The sequence below is a fragment of the Bradyrhizobium sp. CCBAU 51745 genome, assembly GCF_028128715.1.
GTDB classification, from domain to species: Bacteria; Pseudomonadota; Alphaproteobacteria; order Rhizobiales; family Xanthobacteraceae; genus Bradyrhizobium; species Bradyrhizobium manausense.
In genome coordinates, this window is record NZ_LBJP01000077.1 from 75679 (window position 1) to 94068 (window position 18390).

Below are 18390 nucleotides of genomic sequence, written 5' to 3' on the forward strand. Positions count from 1 at the left end.
CAATCTTTACGCAGGCGAAGTGCATAATAAGCAGGTTTTTGTCTGATTTCGAAGCAATTGACGCGCGGGTGACTTTTGACTTGCCTTGTTCACAGCAGATAGTTTCGTGTTCGCTTTCGCAACAAGCGCGCGAGCCCTCGATATGCGAGCCCTATGAAGCCTGCCCCATTCAAATATGTCCTGGCATCGTCGCTCGACCACGCGCTCGCGCTGAAGGCCGAACATGGCGACGAAGCACGCTTTCTCGCAGGCGGCCAAAGCCTTATCCCGGCGATGAATTTTCGCCTGGCGCGGCCTTCGGTGCTGATCGATATCAACGCGCTCACGAGCCTCTCCGGCATCGATCGTCCGGAGGCGGGGCAGGTCAGGGTCGGTGCCTTGACGCGCTACAGGGGGCTCGAGCGGGATGGCGAGTTCCTCAGGAGCTGTCCGCTGTTCGCTGACGCACTGCCGCATATCGCGCATCCGCAAGTTCGTAACCGCGGCACCATCGGCGGCAATCTCTCCCACGCCGATCCGGCATCGGAGCTGCCGGCGCTCGCAATCGCCATGCAGGCCAGGATGCGGATCAGGTCGGCAGCGGGCGAGCGAACGGTGGCGGCGTCCGACTTCTTTGCCGGCCTGCTCACCACCGACCTCGCCAGCGACGAGATGCTGGTCGATGTCACTTATCCGGTCCTGGCCCCGCGCAGCGGCGCCTGCTTCATGGAAATCGCGCGCCGCCGCGGCGATTTTGCCATTGCAGGCGTAGCGGCCGTCGTGTCCTTGGACGAGGAGCGCCGCTGCGCCAGCGTGCGGCTCGCGCTCTGCGGCGTCGGCGAGACGCCGGTGGATGCTGGTGCCGCAGCATTGCCGATGATCGGCAGCCGTGTGACGGGCGATGCGGTCGAAGGGGTCGCCGCAGGCGTGCGGGACCTCATCGCGCCGTCGGGCAACGTTCACGCCAGCCCGGACTACCAGCGGCATGTGGCCGGCGTGCTGGTCCAGCGCGCCATCCGCACTGCTCATCAACGGATCAGCCATGCAGCCTGACTACCACGAGATCGAGCTCACGGTGAACGGCACCTATTATCGGCGCACGGTGGAATCGCGCTTGCTGCTGTCCGATTTCCTGCGTCACGAGCTGGGGCTCGCCGGCACCCATGTCGGCTGCGAGCACGGCGTGTGCGGGGCCTGCACCATCCTTCTCGACGGTGATCCGGTTCGGTCCTGTCTGATGCTGGCGGTGCAGGCCAACGGCCACGCGCTTGCGACGGTCGAGGGGCTGGCGTCTGCGAGCGGCGAGCTGCATCCGGTGCAGCAGGCGATGCACGCCCATCACGGCCTGCAATGCGGCTATTGCACGCCCGGGATCCTGATGACCATGACGGCCTATCTGGACGAGCATCCATCGCCGTCGGAGGACGAGGTGCGAGAGGCGCTGTCAGGCAATCTCTGCCGCTGCACCGGCTATCAGAACATCGTCGATGCGATGATGGATGCGGCCGCGCGGATGCGGGAGGAGGCGCCATGAGCACCCGCTTCTTCGGCGCGCCGGTCAAGCGCAACGAGGACAGGAAGCTCCTGACCGGCCAGGCGCTGTTCATCGACGATGTCGAGCTGCCTGAAATGCTGCATGTCGCCTTCCTGCGCAGCCAGGTTGCGCATGCCCGCCTGAAGCACATCGACGTATCGCGCGCGAGAAAGCGGCCGGGCGTCGTCGCGGTCTATGTTGCGGAGGACTATGGCGACTATTGGCAGCCCGGTCCGCTTCTGGTGCAGCCCCCGCCGATTCCGGGAAGCACCTTCAATCCGCGCACTCAGGTGCCGCTCGCCAGGGACAAGGTGCGCTATGTCGGCGAGCCGCTCGCTGTTGTCGTCGCAGAGAGCCGCTACCTCGCCGAGGACGCGCTCGACGATATCGATGTAGAGCTGGAGACGCTGCCTGCGGTCGTCGACATCGAGCAGGCGTTGACGGCCTCGTCGACGCCGGTCCATGACGACCTCGGCTCGAATGTCGCGGCCCATGTCCACCAGGTCAAGGGCGACTATCGCAAGGCCGCCGCGAACGCGCAGATCATCCTCAAGCGCCGCTTTCGCTACGAGCACGGCATCTCCTCGCCGATCGAGACCCGCGGTGTGGTCGCGCATTGGAATGCGCGCGGCCAGCAGATGACGATCTGGGATACGACCCAGGCGCCGGTGTTCATCCGCAACGGCCTTGCCGCCATGCTCGGCCTCGGCGAGCGGCAGGTGCGCGTCATCGCGCCCTTCGTCGGCGGCGGCTTCGGGCCGAAGATCATGATGTTCTACCCGGAAGAGGTGGCGCTGCCGTGGATCTCCATGCGGCTCAACCGTCCGGTCAAATGGATCGAGGACCGGCTCGAGCATTTCGTCGCAACCACGCACGAGCGCGGCCAGATTCACGACGCCGAAATCGCGCTCGCGGCCGACGGCCGCATCCTCGGCGTCAAGGACGTCTTCCTGCACGACACCGGCGCCTACAATACGTACGGCCTGACGGTACCGATCAATAGCCAGTGCACGCTGCTCGGCCCCTACGTGATCCCGGCCTATGACAGCACGTTCACGGCCGTCTTCACCAATCTGCCGATCGTCACGCCCTATCGCGGCGCCGGCAGGCAGCACGGGGTTTTCGTGATCGAGCGGCTGCTCGATCTGGCCGCGCGGGAGCTCGGCATCGATCGCGCCGAGATCCGGCGGCGCAACCTGATTCCACCAGACGCCTTTCCATACAACAACGAGATCATCTTCCAGGACTTTGCGCCGCTCAGCTACGACAGCGGCAATTACGAGCCTGTTCTCGCCAAGGCGCTCGACGCGATCGGATATCAGCGCTTCCTGAAGGAGGAGCAGCCGAAGTTTCGCGAGGAGGGACGCTGCGTCGGCATCGGCGTCGCCTGCTACGTCGAGGGCACCGGCATCGGCCCCTATGAGGGCGCCAAGGTGCAGGTGCAAGCCAACGGCAAGGTGAACGTTGCGACCGGCATCGGCACCCAGGGGCAGGGGCATTTCACCAGCTTCGCACAGATCGTCGCCGACCAGCTCGGCGTCGATCCTTCCGATGTCGATATCGTCACCGGTGATACCGACCAGTTCTACTGGGGCGCCGGGACCTTTGCGAGCCGGGGTGCCGTGGTGGCCGGCAACGCCGTCAGCGAGGCGTCGGCCGCCGTCCGGCGGAAGGCCCTGAAGCTCGCGGCCGACGCCTTCGAATGCGCCGAGGAGGACCTCGTCCTTGCCGACGGAAAAGTGTCGATCGCGGGGATTCCAGGAAAGTTCATCCGCCTCGGCGAACTCGCGCAGCGCGCCAATCCGATGCGCGGTGCGGTGAGGCCGGGCACCGAACCGGGGCTCGAATCCACGCAATATTTCGGTCCGCCCTCCGGCGCGACCGCCAACGGCGTTCATGCCGCGATCGTCGAGATCGACCCGCTGACCTTCGAGCTGAAGGTGCTCAAGTATGTCGTGGTCCATGACTGCGGCACGGTGATCAATCCGATGATCCTCGAAGGCCAGATCCACGGCGGCGTAGCGCAGGGCATCGGCAATGCCTTCTTCGAGAAGCTTGCCTTCGACGATCAGGGCCAGCTCCTCAACGCTTCGCTCGCCGATTATCTGCTACCGACCGCGCTCGACGTGCCGCGCATGGAGCTCGACCATACGGTGACGCCGTCGCCGCTCAATCCGCTCGGCATCAAGGGCGCGGGCGAGGCGGGAGCCATCCCGGTGGGTGCGGTGTTCGCGCAGGCGATCGAGGATGCGCTGCAGCTCACCTCGCGCAAGGTCGAGCTGCTCGAAATTCCGCTGAGCCCGAGCCGGCTGTTCGAGCTGACACGACAGGAGGACGCATGAGAACAGCACGCGTGTTTCGCCTGTCGATGGCCCATCCCGGCGACCTCTCAGAACTCGATGATCTGATCGTGCGCGGCACGATCAAGGCGGCCGACGTCGCGGCCATCATCGGCAAGACCGAAGGCAATGGCGGCGTCAACGATTTTACCCGCGGCTACTTCACCCAGACGCTGATGGCGCTGCTGTCGAAGCATCTCGGCCGGCCGGCCGCCGAGCTGATCCGCGAGATCCCCTGCGTGCTCTCCGGTGGCACCGAGGGGGTGATGAGCCCGCATTACAGCGTCTTCTGTGTCAGCGAGAGCGAAGCCGCTAAGCACCATCCGTCCGCGCTGGCAATCGGGACTGCCTTCAGCGCTCCGGTGGCGGCCGAAGAGGTCGGCCGGCGCGCCCATGTCGAGAGCGTGGCGGCGACCGTGCGTGCCGCAATGAGTGACGCCGGAATCGAACGGATTGAGGACGTGCATTTCGTCCAGGTGAAATGCCCCTGCGTGACGGTGGCGCGGGCGACGGCGGCCATCGCCGCCGGCAAGACACCGCTCACCAGCGATCCCAACAAGTCGATGGCCTTTGCGCGCGCCGCCGGCGCCTTTGGCGTCGCGCTCGCCCTGTCCGAGATCGGGGCGGATGACTTCACCGATGCGTCGCTGCTCGCCGATTTCTCGATCCAGTCGCCGCGTGCCAGCATTTCCTCGGGCGTCGAGGTCGAAAGCAACGAGGTCGTGGTGCTCGGCAACAGCCCGAACTGGGCGGGCAATTTGCGCATCGCGCACCGGCCCATGAGCGATGCGCTCGATATCGGAGCGGTGGTCGACGTGCTCGCCGATCTCGGCATCGCGGCCAGCCCGCAGGTGTCCGCCGCGGACTGGGCGCGCATTGCCTCGGTGCTGGTCAAATGCGAGCCGGACCGGCGCGGCCGGATCCGCGGCCATCGCCACACCATGCTCGACGACACCGATATCAACGCGCAGCGGCACATAAGAGGTGCGGTTGCCGGCCTCGTGGCCGGCGTGATCGGCGATGGACGCATTTTCGTGTCTGGAGGCGCCGAGCATCAGGGGCCGGATGGCGGCGGCCTGATCGCCGTGATCGCATCGCAGGAAGGGGCTGGCTAGATGCGGATTGTCATCATCGGCGCTGGCGTCGCGGGATGCGTGATGGCGCGGCGGCTTGCAGCGCTCGACGGCGTCGAAGTCGTCTGCCTCGAGCGGGTCAGCCGCGACGACCACTCTGAAGCAGGCACCGGGCTCAATGTCGGGCCGAACGCGGTGAAGGCGCTGCGTGCGGTCGATCCGGAGCTTGCCGCGCGCATCACCGCGGCGAGCTTCGTCTGGGCCAATTGGCGGATATCGCTCACCGACGGCACCGTGCTGTTCGATCTGCCGCTCAAGGACGTTGCCGATGGGCCGGGCTGGCGTATCCGCTGGTCGGAGCTCTACCGCGTGTTGCGCGAGGCAGCCGGCGCGAGCGTCGCCTATGGCTGCGAGATCACGCATATCGCCCGCGATGCCGCCGATCCGCGCAAGACGAGACTTGCCTGGCGCCAGGATGGAAGCGAGCATCGGCTTGACGGCATCGATCTCCTGATTGCGGCGGACGGCCGTTACTCCGATGTGCGGCGGACCATCTCCGGCGAAGTGCCGGTGCGCCTCACGGGCGTTGCGATCTCGCGCCTCCTGGTGCCTGACACCTCGCGCGGCCTGATCGACGATTATGAGCAATGGTTCAATGGACCGAACCGGTTGCTGGCGTTCCGCGTGCCGCCGGATCACGTCTATCTGGCCGGCACGTTCCCGATCCAGGGGGAGATCCCCGAGGCCCGCAAGGCGCCTGATGCACTGCGCGCCGCCTATACCCCGGCCGAGGCGCCGCCGAGCGACCAGGCGCGCTGGCTGATCGATCAGCTCTGCAATGGCGTCGCCGACACCCATTGGGCGCGGATGCAGGAGCATGTTTTGCTCTACCGCGCCGCCGACTGCAACGTGCTCTATCTTGGCGACGCCGCCCATGGCATGGTGCCGACGCTCGGCCAGGGCGCGACCCAGGCGATCGAGGATGCCGCCTGTGCGGCCGCGCTGATCACGCAACGCCATCAGGGCGGTGTGCGTGACGTCGCGGCGTGGCTTGCGGAGATCGAGGCGCTGCGGTCTGATCGCATGCGCTTCGTGATGGAGCTGTCGCTGGCCGCGAGCGACACGATTCTCGCCGGCGGAGATCCGGTCGCGGGCACGCGCAAGAAGAGCGGCGAGCCGTTTCGCAACAATCTGAAGGCGCTGTATCGTCAAATCGGCCCGCCGATCGACGGCGGGCAAGCGTGAGGAGATATTGAGATGACCGATCTGCCGCTCGCGACTGTCCATGGTCTCTATCACATTGCGATCAAGACCGATGATCTCGCCGCGACCAAGACGTTCTGGACCGCAATCATCGGGCTGCGCGAATTTCCCCGGCCCGATTTCGGCTATCCCGGTGCCTGGCTCGGCTGCCCCCAGCCGGGCGGGCTCGGCATCATCCACGTCTATGCCGGCGGCCCCGCGCTCGGCCCCGAAGGCAAGGCGCCATCAGGCACGGCGGCGATCGATCACGTCTCGCTGTCCTGCTCGGGCTATCGCTCCTATGTGGCGCGCTTCAAGGCCGCGGGCCTCGACTGGCGCGAATTCATCGTGCCCGGCACCTCGCTGTGGCAGCTTTTCGTCTACGATCCCTCCGGCGTGCAGCTCGAGCTGACCTTCGAATCATCGGGCGAAGGCGAGGAGAAGCCGGACGTGTCGCCGGGCCGCAAATATGTCGCGGGCGCGAGCTTCTTCGACAAGGCGACCTACCCGAAACTCGGCTGATCCATGAACGATCGCGCTCCGCTCTGGGCCATGTCGGCGTGTGAGTTCGCGCGCGCCTTTGCGGATGGCCTTTCGCCACGCGCGGTGGTCGAGGCGACGCTCTCGCACATCGCCGCGACCAATCCGCGCCTCAATGCGGTCGTGACGCTGGATGCTTCAGGCGCGCTCGCCGCCGCAGATGCAAGCGCGCGGCGTTGGCGCGACGGCAAGCCCGCAAGCGCACTCGACGGCGTGCCTGTTACGGTCAAGGACAACATCCTCGTCGCGGGGCTGCGCGCAACCTGGGGGTCGAAGCTCTATTCCGACTTCGTGCCCGATGAGGACGAATTGCCGGTGCGCCGGCTGCGCGAGGCCGGCGCCATCATCCTCGGCAAGACCAACGTGCCCGAATTCACCGTGCACGGTTACACCGACAATGCGCTGTTCGGCACCACCGGCAATCCCTGGGATCCGGCCCTGACACCGGGTGGTTCGAGCGGCGGTGCGGTGGCGGCGGTTGCCACCGGCATGTGCGCGTTCGCGCTCTGCACCGACGGCGGCGGCTCGATCCGGCGCCCGGCCGCTCATACCGGCCTCGTCGGCTTCAAGCCCTCGCGCGACACCGTGGTGCGCGGCAAAGGTTTTCCGGCCATCCTGGGTGAGTTCGAGGTGATCGGCCCGATCGCACGCGGCGTCGAGGATGTTCTCGCAGCCATGGAGGTGATCGCTGCGCCGGCGTGGCCGCGCCTCCTGGCTGCGCCGTTGCCGCCACGGCCGCGCATCGCCTATGCGCCGACATTTGGCGGAGCGCCCGTCGACCCCTTCATTCGCGACGTGATCGAACGCACGATCGCGCAGGCTCGCTCGCTCGGCCTCGACGTTGAGACCCTCTCACCGTTCACGCTGGCCGATCCGCTTGATGCGGTGTGGCCCGTGATCAGCCAGACCGGGGTCGCCTGGCTCCTGGAACAGCATCCGGGTTGGCAGGGCCAGGTTAGTCCCGCCATCGCCGAGATGGAGGCGGCCGGGCGCCGCCTGTCGGCGCGCGACTATCTCAATGCACTTGACCAGGTCGCAGCCTTGCGCCGGTCTTTCGATGCGTTGTTCGCGCAGTACGATTTCCTGATCACGCCGTGCGCCGCCGCGATGCCGTGGCCGGCCGCCGAATCCCATCCCCCCGTCATCGACGGCCAGCCGGTCGGACCGCGCGGCCATGCCGTGTTCACGGCGATCGTGAACGCGCTCGGCCTGCCTGCCATGTCGCTTCCCTGTGTCATCCCCGACGGCGCGCTTCCTGTCGGACTTCAAGTGATCGCGGGCCGCGATCATGATGGCCCGCTGGTGAAATTTGCTCGAGAAACTGAAGGCCGGCTGTTCGTGCACCGATGGCCGAATTCGCTCTGACGGGCTGGTGCGTAACCACTCGGCAAACGGCGGACATCAGCAGTCACTGTGCCACGGCGACCGGCTTCGGAACTTCTTCCTCGTCATGCTCGTGCAGCAGGTCGAGCAGGCGCTTGCGCATCAACATCCCGGGACGGTCGGATGGCATGTGCTTCTCGATCTTGCGCCCCATGTCGACGATCGCGTCCGGGTCGGTCGATTCCAGGATGTCGCGATCTTCTGCGATGATCGCGGCATCCCAATCGATCAGCTCCTGCGTCGAGCAGTCCGCTTCGGTGTCGTTGCGGAACAGGAGCTGCACCACCTGGATCTTGCCGTCGGCGATCGGCGTTGCGCAGTTGAAGATGATATGGCGGATGCCGGAGGGATATTCCATGTCGAGCCGGCGGCAGAACGGCATGAACCATTTGTTGCGCATGTGCCGCTTGGTATAGGGTTCCGTTGTGCCGGAGATCTTCGCCGCGACCGGCGGGTTCTTGACGGTGACAAGAGTTTCCGCCTCGAAGCCGTAATCGGTCTCGACGATCTCGTATTTCTCCGGCCGCGGTTGGTCGATGTCACCGAACGTGTTCTTGTGCACGAAGGCGAAATGCGCGTTGTCGAACGAATTCTCCATCAGCCGTAATGCTGCGGTGTTCCACGTATCGTAGAACTGGAAGATGCGGCGATAGGCGGGATCGCCGTCCTCCGGAATGTCGGGAATATCGCGGAGCGGCTCGTCCAGCGCCACCCAGACGTAACCGTAGCGAGTCTTCGTGCGGAACGCGCGCGCCTTGGCGTCGGGGATCGGTTGCTCGAATGGAAATTGCGGGATCATGACCAGCCTGCCATCGCGATCGTATTCCCAGCCGTGATAGCCGCAGACGATGTTGCCGTTGCGGCACCAACCCTTGGAGAGCTTCGCGGTGCGATGGCAGCAGCGATCCTCCAGCGCCGCGGGTTCACCCTTGGCATCGAGAAAAAGCACGATCGGCTCACCGAGCAGCGTGAAGGGCTGCGGCCCGCCCTCGAGCTGTTCGATCCGCATGATCGCGTACCAGAAGCGGCGAAGCACCGGTTGTTTGGTGACCAGCATGAGGTGTCTCCCGAAAATTCAGGCGGCGATGCGCGTCACGACGCGCGCAGCGTCCGATCGAAGTCGAGCAAGGTCGACGCCGGGGATGGCACCGTCGTCAACGACGGTCCGCCCGCCAATCAGCAGATGACGCACGCGGGCGCCGCCGCACGTCACCGGTGCGACCAGGAGATCATGCATGCCGAAATGGCGCGGCTGGTCGAGATCAAACACGGCGATGTCCGCCTGCTGGCCGGGCGCAAGCGTGCCGATATGCGGCAGGCCCAGCACCCGGGCGCCGCCGGCGGTGGCCCAATGCACGACCTTTTCGGCGGTGACGGCATTCGCCCCCTTCACCGCGCGATGGGTGTGCCAGGCGCTGTGCATCTCGCAGACCATGTCGGCGGCCTCGTTTGAGGCGGCACCGTCGACGCCCAGCGACACCGCGCCGCCGAGCGCGGCGAGGGCGTCGGCCGGCGCGACACCGGACCCGAGCCGGCAGTTCGACTGCGGGCAATGCGCCATGCCGGTGCCGGTGTCGGCGAGAATCTTCACCTCGTCATGGTCGAGATGCACCATATGCGCGTACCAGATATCGGGGCCGAGCCAGTCGTGGTCGGCGAGCCAGTGCACCGGGCGTTTGCCGTGCACCGACATGCAGAAGTCGACATAGTCCGACGTCTCCGACAGGTGGCTGTGCAGCCGCAGCTTCATGCGCCGCGAGGCGGCGACCACTTCGCGAAGCTCACCCGGGTCCAGTGACCAGGTCGGCGTGGTCGGTGCCATCGCAACCTTGGTGAGACCGGCAGGAGAGGGGTCATGAAAACGCTGGGCGCAGGCTTCGACCGAGGCCAGCATGCGCTCGAGCGGTTCGATCGGCGTCGGTGCTCCGTCGCCGCCGCCGACATGGCTTGTCCTGGTGCCGCCGCCGCGGCAAAGCACCAGCCGCAGCCCGAGGCTGCGGGCGACTTCAAAGATCACCGCCGCCGGATCGAAACGATAGGTATCGCTGAACAGGTAGTGGTGATCGGCCACGGTCGTGGTGCCGGACAGCAGCAGCTCGGTAAGGCCGATGCGGGCCGCGACCGCCAACGCCTCCTCGTCGATCTTCGACCAATAGGCATAGGGCACCGACCGCAGCCAGCCGGCTAGCGGCTGATTGATGCCGGCTTGAACCCCCTTCAACACGCTTTGGAACAGGTGGTGGTGGGTTGAGATCAACCCGGGATAGATCACGCAACCGGAAGCATCCAGCGTTCGTTCGCCGCTCTCCGGCGCGAGCGCGCCGATCGCCGTGATGACGCCGTCGCGGATCCGGATCGATCCCCGGGTGCGCATCGCGTCGCCGGCGAGGCCGGTGAAAATCCCCTCGGCGTTCTCGATCAGCAATGCGCTCATGCTTCGGCTCCGATCTCGCTCTCGTGCCAGTTCGACAGCGCGAGCCTGGACAGTCCCACCATCGCGCCGAACAGCACTACTCCGGTTACGGTGATCAGGAACAGTGCGGCGAACATCCTGGGAATGTCCAGCTGGAATCCAGCGTCGAGAATTTCGTAGGCGAGTCCCGATGAGCGGCCGCCGGTGCCGGCGACGAACTCGGCGACCACTGCGCCGATCAACGCGAGCCCGGAGGAAATGCGCAGGCCGCCGAAGAAGTACGGCAAAGCGCCGGGAATCCGCAGCCGCACCAGGGTTTTCAAGCGGGTGGCTCGGTTCATGCGGAAGTAGCTCGCGAGCCCCGGATCGACGCTGCGCAGGCCCAACGTGGTGTTGGAAATGATGGGAAACAGCGCCACCAGCGTCGCGCACACCGTCAGCGAGAGTTGCGTGTTCTTCACCAGGATGATGATCAGCGGCGCGATCGCCACGATCGGCGTCACCTGCAGCAGCACCGCATAGGGAAACAGGCTGATCTCGATGGCGCGGCTTTGCACGAACATGAACGCGATCAGCGTTCCCAGCACGACCGCGGCGGCGAACGCCTGTAGCGTGATGCGCAAGGTGATCAGCAGTGCGCGCAGCAGCGACGGACCGTTCTTGATCAGGCTCGCGAGGATGTCGCTCGGTTTCGGAAACAGATAGACCGGGATCGAGCCGAGGCGGCAGCCGATTTCCCAGACCGCTAGCAGCACCACGCCGACCGCGAGCGGTGCTGCGATTCGCACGAAAGTCTCCGATTGCAGCAGCGGCCTCATGGCGCAGCTCCCGTTGCCGACGGCAACGACGCTTCGGCGAGCCAGGTCGACAATTCGCGGCAATAGGCGGCGAACCGGGCGCTGTCGCGGAACTCCTGGCTGCGGGGTTGCGGTTCATCGATGGTCATGGTGCGGAAGATGCGGCCCGGGTTGGCGGCGAGCACCACGATGCGGGTCGACAGGAACACGGCTTCATAGATCGAGTGGGTGACGAACACCGTGGTCAGCTTGCGTTCCCACCACAATTTGATCAGATCGTCATCGAGCTTGTTGCGGGTGAATTCATCGAGCGCGCCGAATGGCTCGTCCATCAACAGCAGGTTCGGCTCGGTGGCGAGCGCGCGTGCGATCGACACCCGCATCTTCATGCCGCCGGAGAGCTGGCGCGGGTAATGCCGCGCAAAGGCGGAGAGGCCAACCCTGGCGATGGCGTCGCTGACTCGCGGATCGGCCTTGCCGCGTGGCACGTCTGCGAGATCCAGCGGCAGCCGCACATTGGTGTCGACCCGCGCCCAAGGCATCAGGGTCGGCTCCTGAAAGACGAAGGCGAAGCCGCGACCGCTCTGGCCGACCTGGCCGAAATCGCCGCGCCACCACAAGATCCGTCCGTCCGATGGCTGGAGCAAATTGGCGATCAGCTTGAGCAATGTGCTTTTGCCGCACCCGGACGGGCCGATCAAAGTGAGGAATTCCCCCTCGGCGATCGTGAGGTCGACCGGCGCCAGGGCACGGGTACCGTTGGCGAAGACCTTCTCCGCGGACAGCACTTCGACCGCCGGCGGACGATCGCCGGCGTGACGCGCGGTGTGGGCGTCCAGGGGGTCGCTGGGCAAGGGAGCGTTCATGCGAGGCGTCTTCGTTGGGGCATCGTCACGGGGTCGCTGCACTAGAAGCCGATCTTCAGATCCTTGACGAAGCGATCGGTGAACGCCTTTTGCCATTCGGTCTTTGGATCGAGCAGGTTTGCGGCGACCAGGAAGTCATAGGTCTGCTTCCATCGCGCTGTCGTCATGATGCCGATTCCGCCGATGGCGGCATCTCCGCCATCGAGTGCCTTGGTCTGTTTCAGCTTGTCGATCGCGAATGCGATCTGGGTGTCGGTCATTTTCGGGTTGTCGGCCTTGATCAGGCCGTTGCCCGGCTCGGGGTTCTTGAGATAGTCGCGCCAGCCCTCGAGCGAGGCCTTGACGAAGCGCGCCACCACATCGGGCTTCTCGGCGAGCATCTTCTCAGTGGTCACGATCGTCGAGCCGTAGGGCGGGTAGCCGCCGTCGGCGAACAGGAAGTATTTTACCTTGACGCCCTGCTGCTGCGCCTGGAACGGTTCGGACGAGAGATAGGCTTGCTGCGACACCGTGGGGTCGGCGAAGAACGGTTGCAGGTTGAACGTGTAAGCGCGGATCTGGTCGTCGGTGTAGCCATACTTGGCCTTGAGCCACGGCCAGAACGTGGTCCGCGCCGACCCAGAAATCAGGATCGGCTTGCCTTTCAGGGCAGCGAGATCTGCCACGTCGTCATGGGCCATGATGCCTTGCAGATCGAACTGGAACGAGGACGCCACCGTCACCAGCGGCAGCCCCTGTTCGCGGCCCTTCAGCACCTGGATGTCGTAGCCCATCATGAAGTCGGTCTCGCCGGCCAGGAGGAGCTGCGATCCATTCACCTGCGGTCCACCCATCTTGATGGTGACGTCGAGCCCGGCTTTCTCATACAGCCCTGTCGCCTTGGCCTGGTAGAAGCCGCCATGCTCGGCCTGCGCGAACCAGCTGGTCAGGAATGTCACCTTGTCGGCGGCGGTCGACGGGGCGACGAAGGCCGCGCAAGCCGCGGCAACGAGCAGGGCTCGGGACACGATGGTCATGAAGGCGTTCATGGCAACCTCGGTGTGATTTCGATCGGGTGGAATTCCGATGGCGGGCGGAATCCCGGTGCAGCGTTCCCGGCAATGCAAAAGATGCACGCGCCGTGTGTCATCCGGAAGCATTTTGATTCGAGGCATACGTTGCCTTTTAGGCAACGCACAAAAGCCCGGGGAACGCGGCTTCGCACACCATTGTCAACGGCTCTGTGATGCCATAGTCGACATCATGGTCGTGCGCACCGCAACGGCGCGGTGCGGCGTGAAAGGAGCCGAACATGGACAAGCCACGCCGCCGGGTCTGGTGGGACGAATACGCCTCGCGTGAATTCGAAAGCCTCGATCCGGAAAGCACCATCGCCGTGCTGCCGATCGCTGCCATCGAACAGCACGGGCCGCATCTTCCGGTCGGCGTCGACGCTGCGATCAATCGTGGTATGCTCGAGACACTGATCGAGCGATTGCCCGATGACCTCAATATCCGGATCCTGCCGATCCAGCAGGTCGGAAAATCCAACGAGCATCTGCGCAGGCCCGGCACCCTGACCCTGCCGGCGGCCACGCTGATCGAGGCCTGGACCGAGCTCGGACTATCGGTCGCGCGCGCCGGCCTGCGCAAGCTCGTGATCGTCAACTCGCACGGCGGCAATGACGAGGTGATGGGCATTGTCGCGCGCGAATTGCGGGTGCGCGCCGACATGCTGGTGGTCAAATCTGCCTGGTCGCGGCTCGGCAAGCCGGCCGGCCTCTACAGCGAACGCGAGCTGAAATTCGGCATTCACGGCGGTGACGTCGAGACCTCGCTGATGCTGCATTTCCGCCCCGAACTGGTCGACATGGCGCGCGCACAGGACTTCCGGTCTGTTGCCGAGGACGACGAAGCGGCGTTCGACCATCTCAGGCCGACTGGATTCATCGCTTATGCCTGGATCGCCGGCGACCTCAATCCCGACGGCGCGGTCGGCGAAGCGCACAAGGCCACCGCCGAGAAGGGTCGTCTGACCGCCGAGCACGCCGCGCGAGAATTCATCAAACTCCTGTACGACGTGAAGGCGGCGAACCTGCCGCGCTGATCAACCGCGCTCGAACAGCTGCCGGATCAGGGTCGTGATCCGGCCGGTCGGCGAGCCGAGCGTGAGCATGATCGAGAAGTGGTCGGCGCCGGGAATTTCCTCATAGCTCACCGGCAATCCATTGATGGCGCGGTGGGCAGCCATGTCGGCGGTCTGCTGGCGCAACATCGGCAGTTCAGCCGCGCCGACGACCAGCGCCAGCGGCACCGAAGGGCCTGCCGCGTGGAGCAGCGGTGAATTGCGCCGCGACATCGCCTCGTCGAGTTTCAGCTTGATGTTGAGAAAGCTGTGGCGGATCGGTTCGAGGTCGAAGATCCCGCTGATCGCTATCCCCGCCTTGACGCTCGGATGCGACAGCGCCATCGTCGCCAAATGTCCGCCGGCCGACCAGCCGGACACGACGATACGGTCAGGGTCGCCACCGAGCGCCGGAAGTCGTTCAACCAGCGCGTCGAGAGCCCGATGGATCTCGGCAACAATCTCGTCCAGGGTCGCCTCCGGCGCCAGGGTGTAGCCGATCAGCGCGACATTGATGCCGTGAGCCATCGGTCCTTCGGCAAACCAGGTGACGGTTTCCTTCGAGCGCATCTGCCAGTAGCCGCCGTGGATCAGCACCAGCGTCGGTCCGCCATCGGCCGCCTTCAGGAAGTCAATTCGATTGCGGTCGCGTGGACCGTATCTCAAGTCGAGATGCGCGGGATGCTTGTCCCGCACGGCGGCCGAGCGCTGCTCCCAGCTCGCGACAAGCTCGGCGCTGCCAGGGACGGCGGCGCTGTTGTTGAGCCCGAGGTCGCGCTGCTCCTGGCTCATCGAGCGCCAGTTCGTCTCGCCGAAGATCGTCGCCATGAGATGTCCTTGAATGCCGTTGGTTGCGAATCCGCAGCGAGCAACTCAGAGCCGCTCCATCGCTCGGCGGACCTCCGCGAGAAAGCGGCGGCGCCTGACTGCGGTCGCAATGTTCATATGGTACAGCGCATGATAGCGCACCTTGGCCTTGAAGCCAGTGAACCAGGGCAGGTAGCGCGTCACGATCTTGCGCGGCGGATCGGCCATGGCGATGGCTTTCCAGCGTGGGCGGCCGTAGGTCGAAATGCCGTTGATGCGCCTGATGTGCTGGAGCTGGGGTTTCACATGTGCCGGGTCGGACAGGTCCATCGCGATGCCGGGGCCGAACATCCGGTCGAACCAGCCCTTCAGCATGGCCGGCGGACCGAACGACCAGGTCGGAAACTGCACCACCAACGCCTCTGCCGCCATCAGCCGGTCGACATGGGCCTGATTGTTGGCACGGTTGCGCGCGGGATCGTGATAGTCGCGCCGCCGCTCGGCTGTCAGCACGGGATCGAACCCCTCCGCATAGAGGTCGAGCAGGTCGACCGCATGCCCGGCCTGCGTGAGTACGGCGAGTGCCTCGCGACGGATCGCGCCATGGAAACTGTCGTCCAGCGGATGGCAATAGACGTACAGCACGCGCACGTCACGGCTCCGCCACGAAGCTGCGCATCTTGCCTGGATTGAGCAGGCCGTAGGGATCGACCTCGCGCTTGAAGCCGAGCTGATCGACATCGACGCGCTTGTAGCGGCTGCCGTCCTCGACCGTGTACACGTGCGGATTGGCGATATGGACATCGTGCGCCTCGTGCAGGCGGATGATCTCGTTCAGCCGATCCGCGTCGCGGAACCGCACCACCGGCAGCCCGCTACAGGTCAGCTGGCCGTTGAAACGGATGAATTCGAGATGCTGCAGCACCTCGTCCGGAAACATCGTGCGCATCTCCTCGACCTTCTGAAGCAGCTGGTCATGGGGGTACAGGCATTGCAGATAGGTCACGGTGCGATCGCTCTTGAGCACCTGCAGGGTGGTATGGTTCCAGGTGTATTCGTACAGCGGCACCTTGCCGGGGCCATCGTCGGTCGGCATCTCCAGGGTGATGGTGCCGCGGCCGCCGAGCAAATTCCTGAAGTCTTGCATCGAGCGCTCGGCGATCATCGCGATCAGGATGCTCTTGCCCTCGGGACAGCAGGATCTCAGCGCGCCAAAATAGGACGGCAGCGGCCATGTGATGGGCGACAGCAGCTTCTTGACGATCCCGTCGGAAAGGGCCGCCGTGTGGCCGAATTCGACCGCGTCCGTGAAATGGTCGAAAGCGACCACCACGTCGATCCATGGCCATGCCGGCGCAAGCGGCATCTCGAGCGCGGTGATGATACCCGTGGTGCCGTAAGCACGGTTGATCTTCTGCGCTGCATCGCCGCGGAGTTCGATGACGCGGGGCTCCGGCTCCACGGTGACGATGCGCGCGGCGAGGATGTTGCCGGGCTCGCGCAGGCCGCCATGGGTGATCGAGCCGACGCCACCGGATCCGCCGGCGACGAAGCCGCCGATGGTGGCGGTGCGCTTGGTGGAGGGATGCATGCGCAGCTCATAGCCCGAAGGCTGTGTCGCGGCGTCGATCGCATTCATTTTGGCGCCGGCGCCGACACGGATCTGCTCCGGTCTGATCCATTCGATTGTGTCGAGCGCGGTGATGTCGAGTAGCACGCCGCCGGCGAGCGGCACGGCCTGGCCATAATTGCCGGTGCCGCCGGCCCGCACCGTCAGTGGCACGCGGTGACGTGCGCAGGCGGCGGCAACGCGCACGACATCGGCCTCGTCGCGCGGCGCGACGATCAGATCGGCAGACTTGCCGTTGAGCTGATCGTTGAGGACCGGGCTGTACCAGAAGAAATCGCGCGAGCGCCGGCGCACGATGGTGGGATCAGTCACGACAGGGATATCGCCGAGAGCGGCGAGCAGCGATGCCAGTCTGTCCGTCGAGGGATGCCGGTTGGAGGCGATGTCAAAGGGCGTGAGATCGTTCATGGCGCGCTTGACCTCGGCGATCGCGGCCCACGGCCGGCGAGGGCAGCGGCAAGGAGGGGCGACTCCAGCACGAAGCCGAAGCATTGGTTCACGTTGTAGATGGTCGCAGCCATGCAGTAGTCCGGCGAAGTGGTGGCCGCACAGTCGCGCAGCAGCATGCAATCGTAGCCACGGAAGTTGGCGTCCTGCAGCGTGCACAGCACGCATTGGTCGGCATTGACTCCCGCAAACAAGAGCGTCGTGACATTGAGGTTGCGCAGGATGCTGTCGAGTTCGGTGTCCTGGAACCCCGACATGCGATATTTGGCGACATGGATGTCGGTGGATTCGACGGTCAGCTCTTCGACAATCGAAGCCGACCAGCTGCCGCGCTCCAGCACCCGCGCGCCGGAGCCCGGCAACCGGTCGCCGAGGCCGACGCCCGTGCCGGACGGCTTGTAGACATGCAGCAGAGCCGGGCTGAGGTTGAGCCGATCGGGCCGGTTGCCCCAGTTGAGCCAGATCACGGGCACGTCGACATCGCGCAGCACCGGCAACAGCCGCTGCAGCGGCGCGATCGGCGCGCGTGCCGGCGTCACGTCGACACCGATGTGGCCAAGCCAGCCGTCGGGATGGCAGAAGTCGTTCTGCATGTCGATGACGATGATGGCGGTGCGCGCGAGATCGAAGGTCACGAGCTTGGCGCCGGCGTCGATCGTGACTGGCTGCGGCACGACCGGCGGCCTGACGAGATTTGCCTGGGTCGCGGAAACGGACCAGCGATTGCGCGCGCTGGCGCCGAGTGGCGTGAGATCGTCGACCTGATGGAGGCGGGTGTTTGTCATCGTTGAACCGCCAGATCGCGCCCCTGCAGCACAGCAATGTCATCGGGCTCGACCTCGACCGGTTCGCCACCGCGGATCAGTTCGGCAAAGCCTTCGTTCGGTGTCATCACCGTCAGGCAATACAGCTTGCCGGCCCCGGTGTTCTCGATCACATGCTCGGAGCCGGGATGCAGCAGCAGCGAGTCGCCCTTTCTGATCGGCACTGTCCTGCCGTCGCAGCGCGCGATGCCTTCGCCGTGCAGCACATGGAAGAATTCGTGCGCGGCCGCATGTTCATTGGGCGGCGTCGCACCGCCAGGCCGGAAGATTTCGATGACGAAGATGTTGTCGATCCGGTCGCTCTCATGATCGAACAGCATCACGAAATAGTTGGTGTCAGTCGGCGAGATGCGGAAGGCCTTGGACTGGGCGAGGTTTGCGACGCTGAACGCCATGAAGGAGGACTCCTGAT

The 18390-nt window shown here is 65.3% G+C and carries 18 protein-coding genes; 8 read left to right on the forward strand and 10 right to left on the reverse strand.

Annotation, left to right across the window (positions count from 1 at the left end; translation table 11 throughout):
- The first annotated feature begins 153 nt into the window (after nt 1-153).
- Genes XH98_RS20370 through XH98_RS20400 form a run of 7 tightly spaced genes read left to right on the forward strand, consistent with a single transcriptional unit; the run spans nt 154 to nt 8072 of the window.
- Entirely contained in the window at nt 154-1032 is an 879-nt protein-coding gene (locus XH98_RS20370; protein WP_271599307.1) for an FAD binding domain-containing protein, read from the forward strand.
- On the forward strand, nt 1022-1513 hold the full coding sequence (locus tag XH98_RS20375) for a (2Fe-2S)-binding protein (RefSeq protein WP_271599308.1): 492 nt from the start codon (nt 1022-1024) through the stop codon (nt 1511-1513). The genes XH98_RS20370 and XH98_RS20375 overlap by 11 nt, the downstream gene beginning before the upstream one ends.
- The gene (locus tag XH98_RS20380) at nt 1510-3855 is read left to right on the forward strand and encodes a xanthine dehydrogenase family protein molybdopterin-binding subunit (protein WP_271619689.1); all 2346 of its coding nucleotides are present in this window, start codon (nt 1510-1512) and stop codon (nt 3853-3855) included. Before XH98_RS20375 ends, XH98_RS20380 begins: the two co-directional genes overlap by 4 nt.
- On the forward strand, nt 3852-4967 hold the full coding sequence (locus tag XH98_RS20385; RefSeq protein WP_271599310.1) for a ring-opening amidohydrolase: 1116 nt from the start codon (nt 3852-3854) through the stop codon (nt 4965-4967). The genes XH98_RS20380 and XH98_RS20385 overlap by 4 nt, the downstream gene beginning before the upstream one ends.
- Nucleotides 4968-6170 (forward strand): FAD-dependent oxidoreductase, encoded by a 1203-nt coding sequence (locus XH98_RS20390; RefSeq protein ID WP_271599311.1) that lies wholly within the window; start codon nt 4968-4970, stop codon nt 6168-6170.
- 12 nt (nt 6171-6182) lie between these two features.
- Nucleotides 6183-6689, forward strand: coding sequence for a VOC family protein (locus tag XH98_RS20395; protein WP_271599312.1), 507 nt, complete (start codon nt 6183-6185; stop codon nt 6687-6689).
- A 3-nt stretch (nt 6690-6692) separates the two neighbouring features.
- A complete protein-coding gene (locus XH98_RS20400) occupies nt 6693-8072 on the forward strand; it encodes an amidase (protein ID WP_271599313.1) in 1380 nt (459 codons plus the stop codon).
- Nucleotides 8073-8115: 43 nt separating this feature from the next.
- Here the strand turns inward: XH98_RS20400 and XH98_RS20405 are convergent, their stop codons facing one another.
- The 5 genes from XH98_RS20405 to XH98_RS20425 are packed head-to-tail and all read right to left on the reverse strand — an operon-like array spanning nt 8116 to nt 13194.
- Nucleotides 8116-9147 carry an aromatic ring-hydroxylating dioxygenase subunit alpha gene (locus tag XH98_RS20405; protein ID WP_271599314.1) on the reverse strand — a complete coding sequence of 344 codons (1032 nt, stop codon included), beginning with the start codon at nt 9145-9147 and terminating at the stop codon, nt 8116-8118.
- Between the two features lie 18 nt (nt 9148-9165).
- On the reverse strand, nt 9166-10524 hold the full coding sequence (locus XH98_RS20410) for an amidohydrolase family protein (protein WP_271619690.1): 1359 nt from the start codon (nt 10522-10524) through the stop codon (nt 9166-9168).
- Nucleotides 10521-11321, reverse strand: a complete 801-nt coding sequence (locus XH98_RS20415) for an ABC transporter permease (RefSeq protein WP_271619691.1) — start codon at nt 11319-11321, stop codon at nt 10521-10523. Before XH98_RS20415 ends, XH98_RS20410 begins: the two co-directional genes overlap by 4 nt.
- Nucleotides 11318-12166 (reverse strand): ABC transporter ATP-binding protein, encoded by an 849-nt coding sequence (locus XH98_RS20420; protein ID WP_271619692.1) that lies wholly within the window; start codon nt 12164-12166, stop codon nt 11318-11320. Before XH98_RS20420 ends, XH98_RS20415 begins: the two co-directional genes overlap by 4 nt.
- Before the next feature lie 41 nt (nt 12167-12207).
- Nucleotides 12208-13194 (reverse strand): ABC transporter substrate-binding protein, encoded by a 987-nt coding sequence (locus XH98_RS20425; protein WP_271619693.1) that lies wholly within the window; start codon nt 13192-13194, stop codon nt 12208-12210.
- 263 nt (nt 13195-13457) lie between these two features.
- Between XH98_RS20425 and XH98_RS20430 the strand changes: the two genes are divergently transcribed.
- Nucleotides 13458-14252, forward strand: a complete 795-nt coding sequence (locus XH98_RS20430; protein WP_271619694.1) for a creatininase family protein — start codon at nt 13458-13460, stop codon at nt 14250-14252.
- On the opposite strand, the gene XH98_RS20435 is transcribed toward XH98_RS20430, so the two are convergent.
- Genes XH98_RS20435 through XH98_RS20455 form a run of 5 tightly spaced genes read right to left on the reverse strand, consistent with a single transcriptional unit; the run spans nt 14253 to nt 18373 of the window.
- On the reverse strand, nt 14253-15098 hold the full coding sequence (locus tag XH98_RS20435; protein WP_271599320.1) for an alpha/beta hydrolase: 846 nt from the start codon (nt 15096-15098) through the stop codon (nt 14253-14255). It lies immediately after the preceding gene.
- 45 nt (nt 15099-15143) lie between these two features.
- A complete protein-coding gene (locus tag XH98_RS20440; RefSeq protein WP_271619695.1) occupies nt 15144-15728 on the reverse strand; it encodes an NAD(P)H-dependent oxidoreductase in 585 nt (194 codons plus the stop codon).
- A gap of 1 nt (nt 15729) precedes the next feature.
- A complete protein-coding gene (locus tag XH98_RS20445; protein WP_271619696.1) occupies nt 15730-17115 on the reverse strand; it encodes an FAD-binding oxidoreductase in 1386 nt (461 codons plus the stop codon).
- Nucleotides 17112-17939, reverse strand: a complete 828-nt coding sequence (locus XH98_RS20450) for a cysteine hydrolase family protein (RefSeq protein ID WP_271619697.1) — start codon at nt 17937-17939, stop codon at nt 17112-17114. Before XH98_RS20450 ends, XH98_RS20445 begins: the two co-directional genes overlap by 4 nt.
- Complete coding sequence (locus XH98_RS20455; protein WP_271599324.1) at nt 17936-18373, reverse strand: cupin domain-containing protein; 438 nt, start codon at nt 18371-18373, stop codon at nt 17936-17938. The genes XH98_RS20450 and XH98_RS20455 overlap by 4 nt, the downstream gene beginning before the upstream one ends.
- Between the last annotated feature and the right edge of the window lie 17 nt (nt 18374-18390).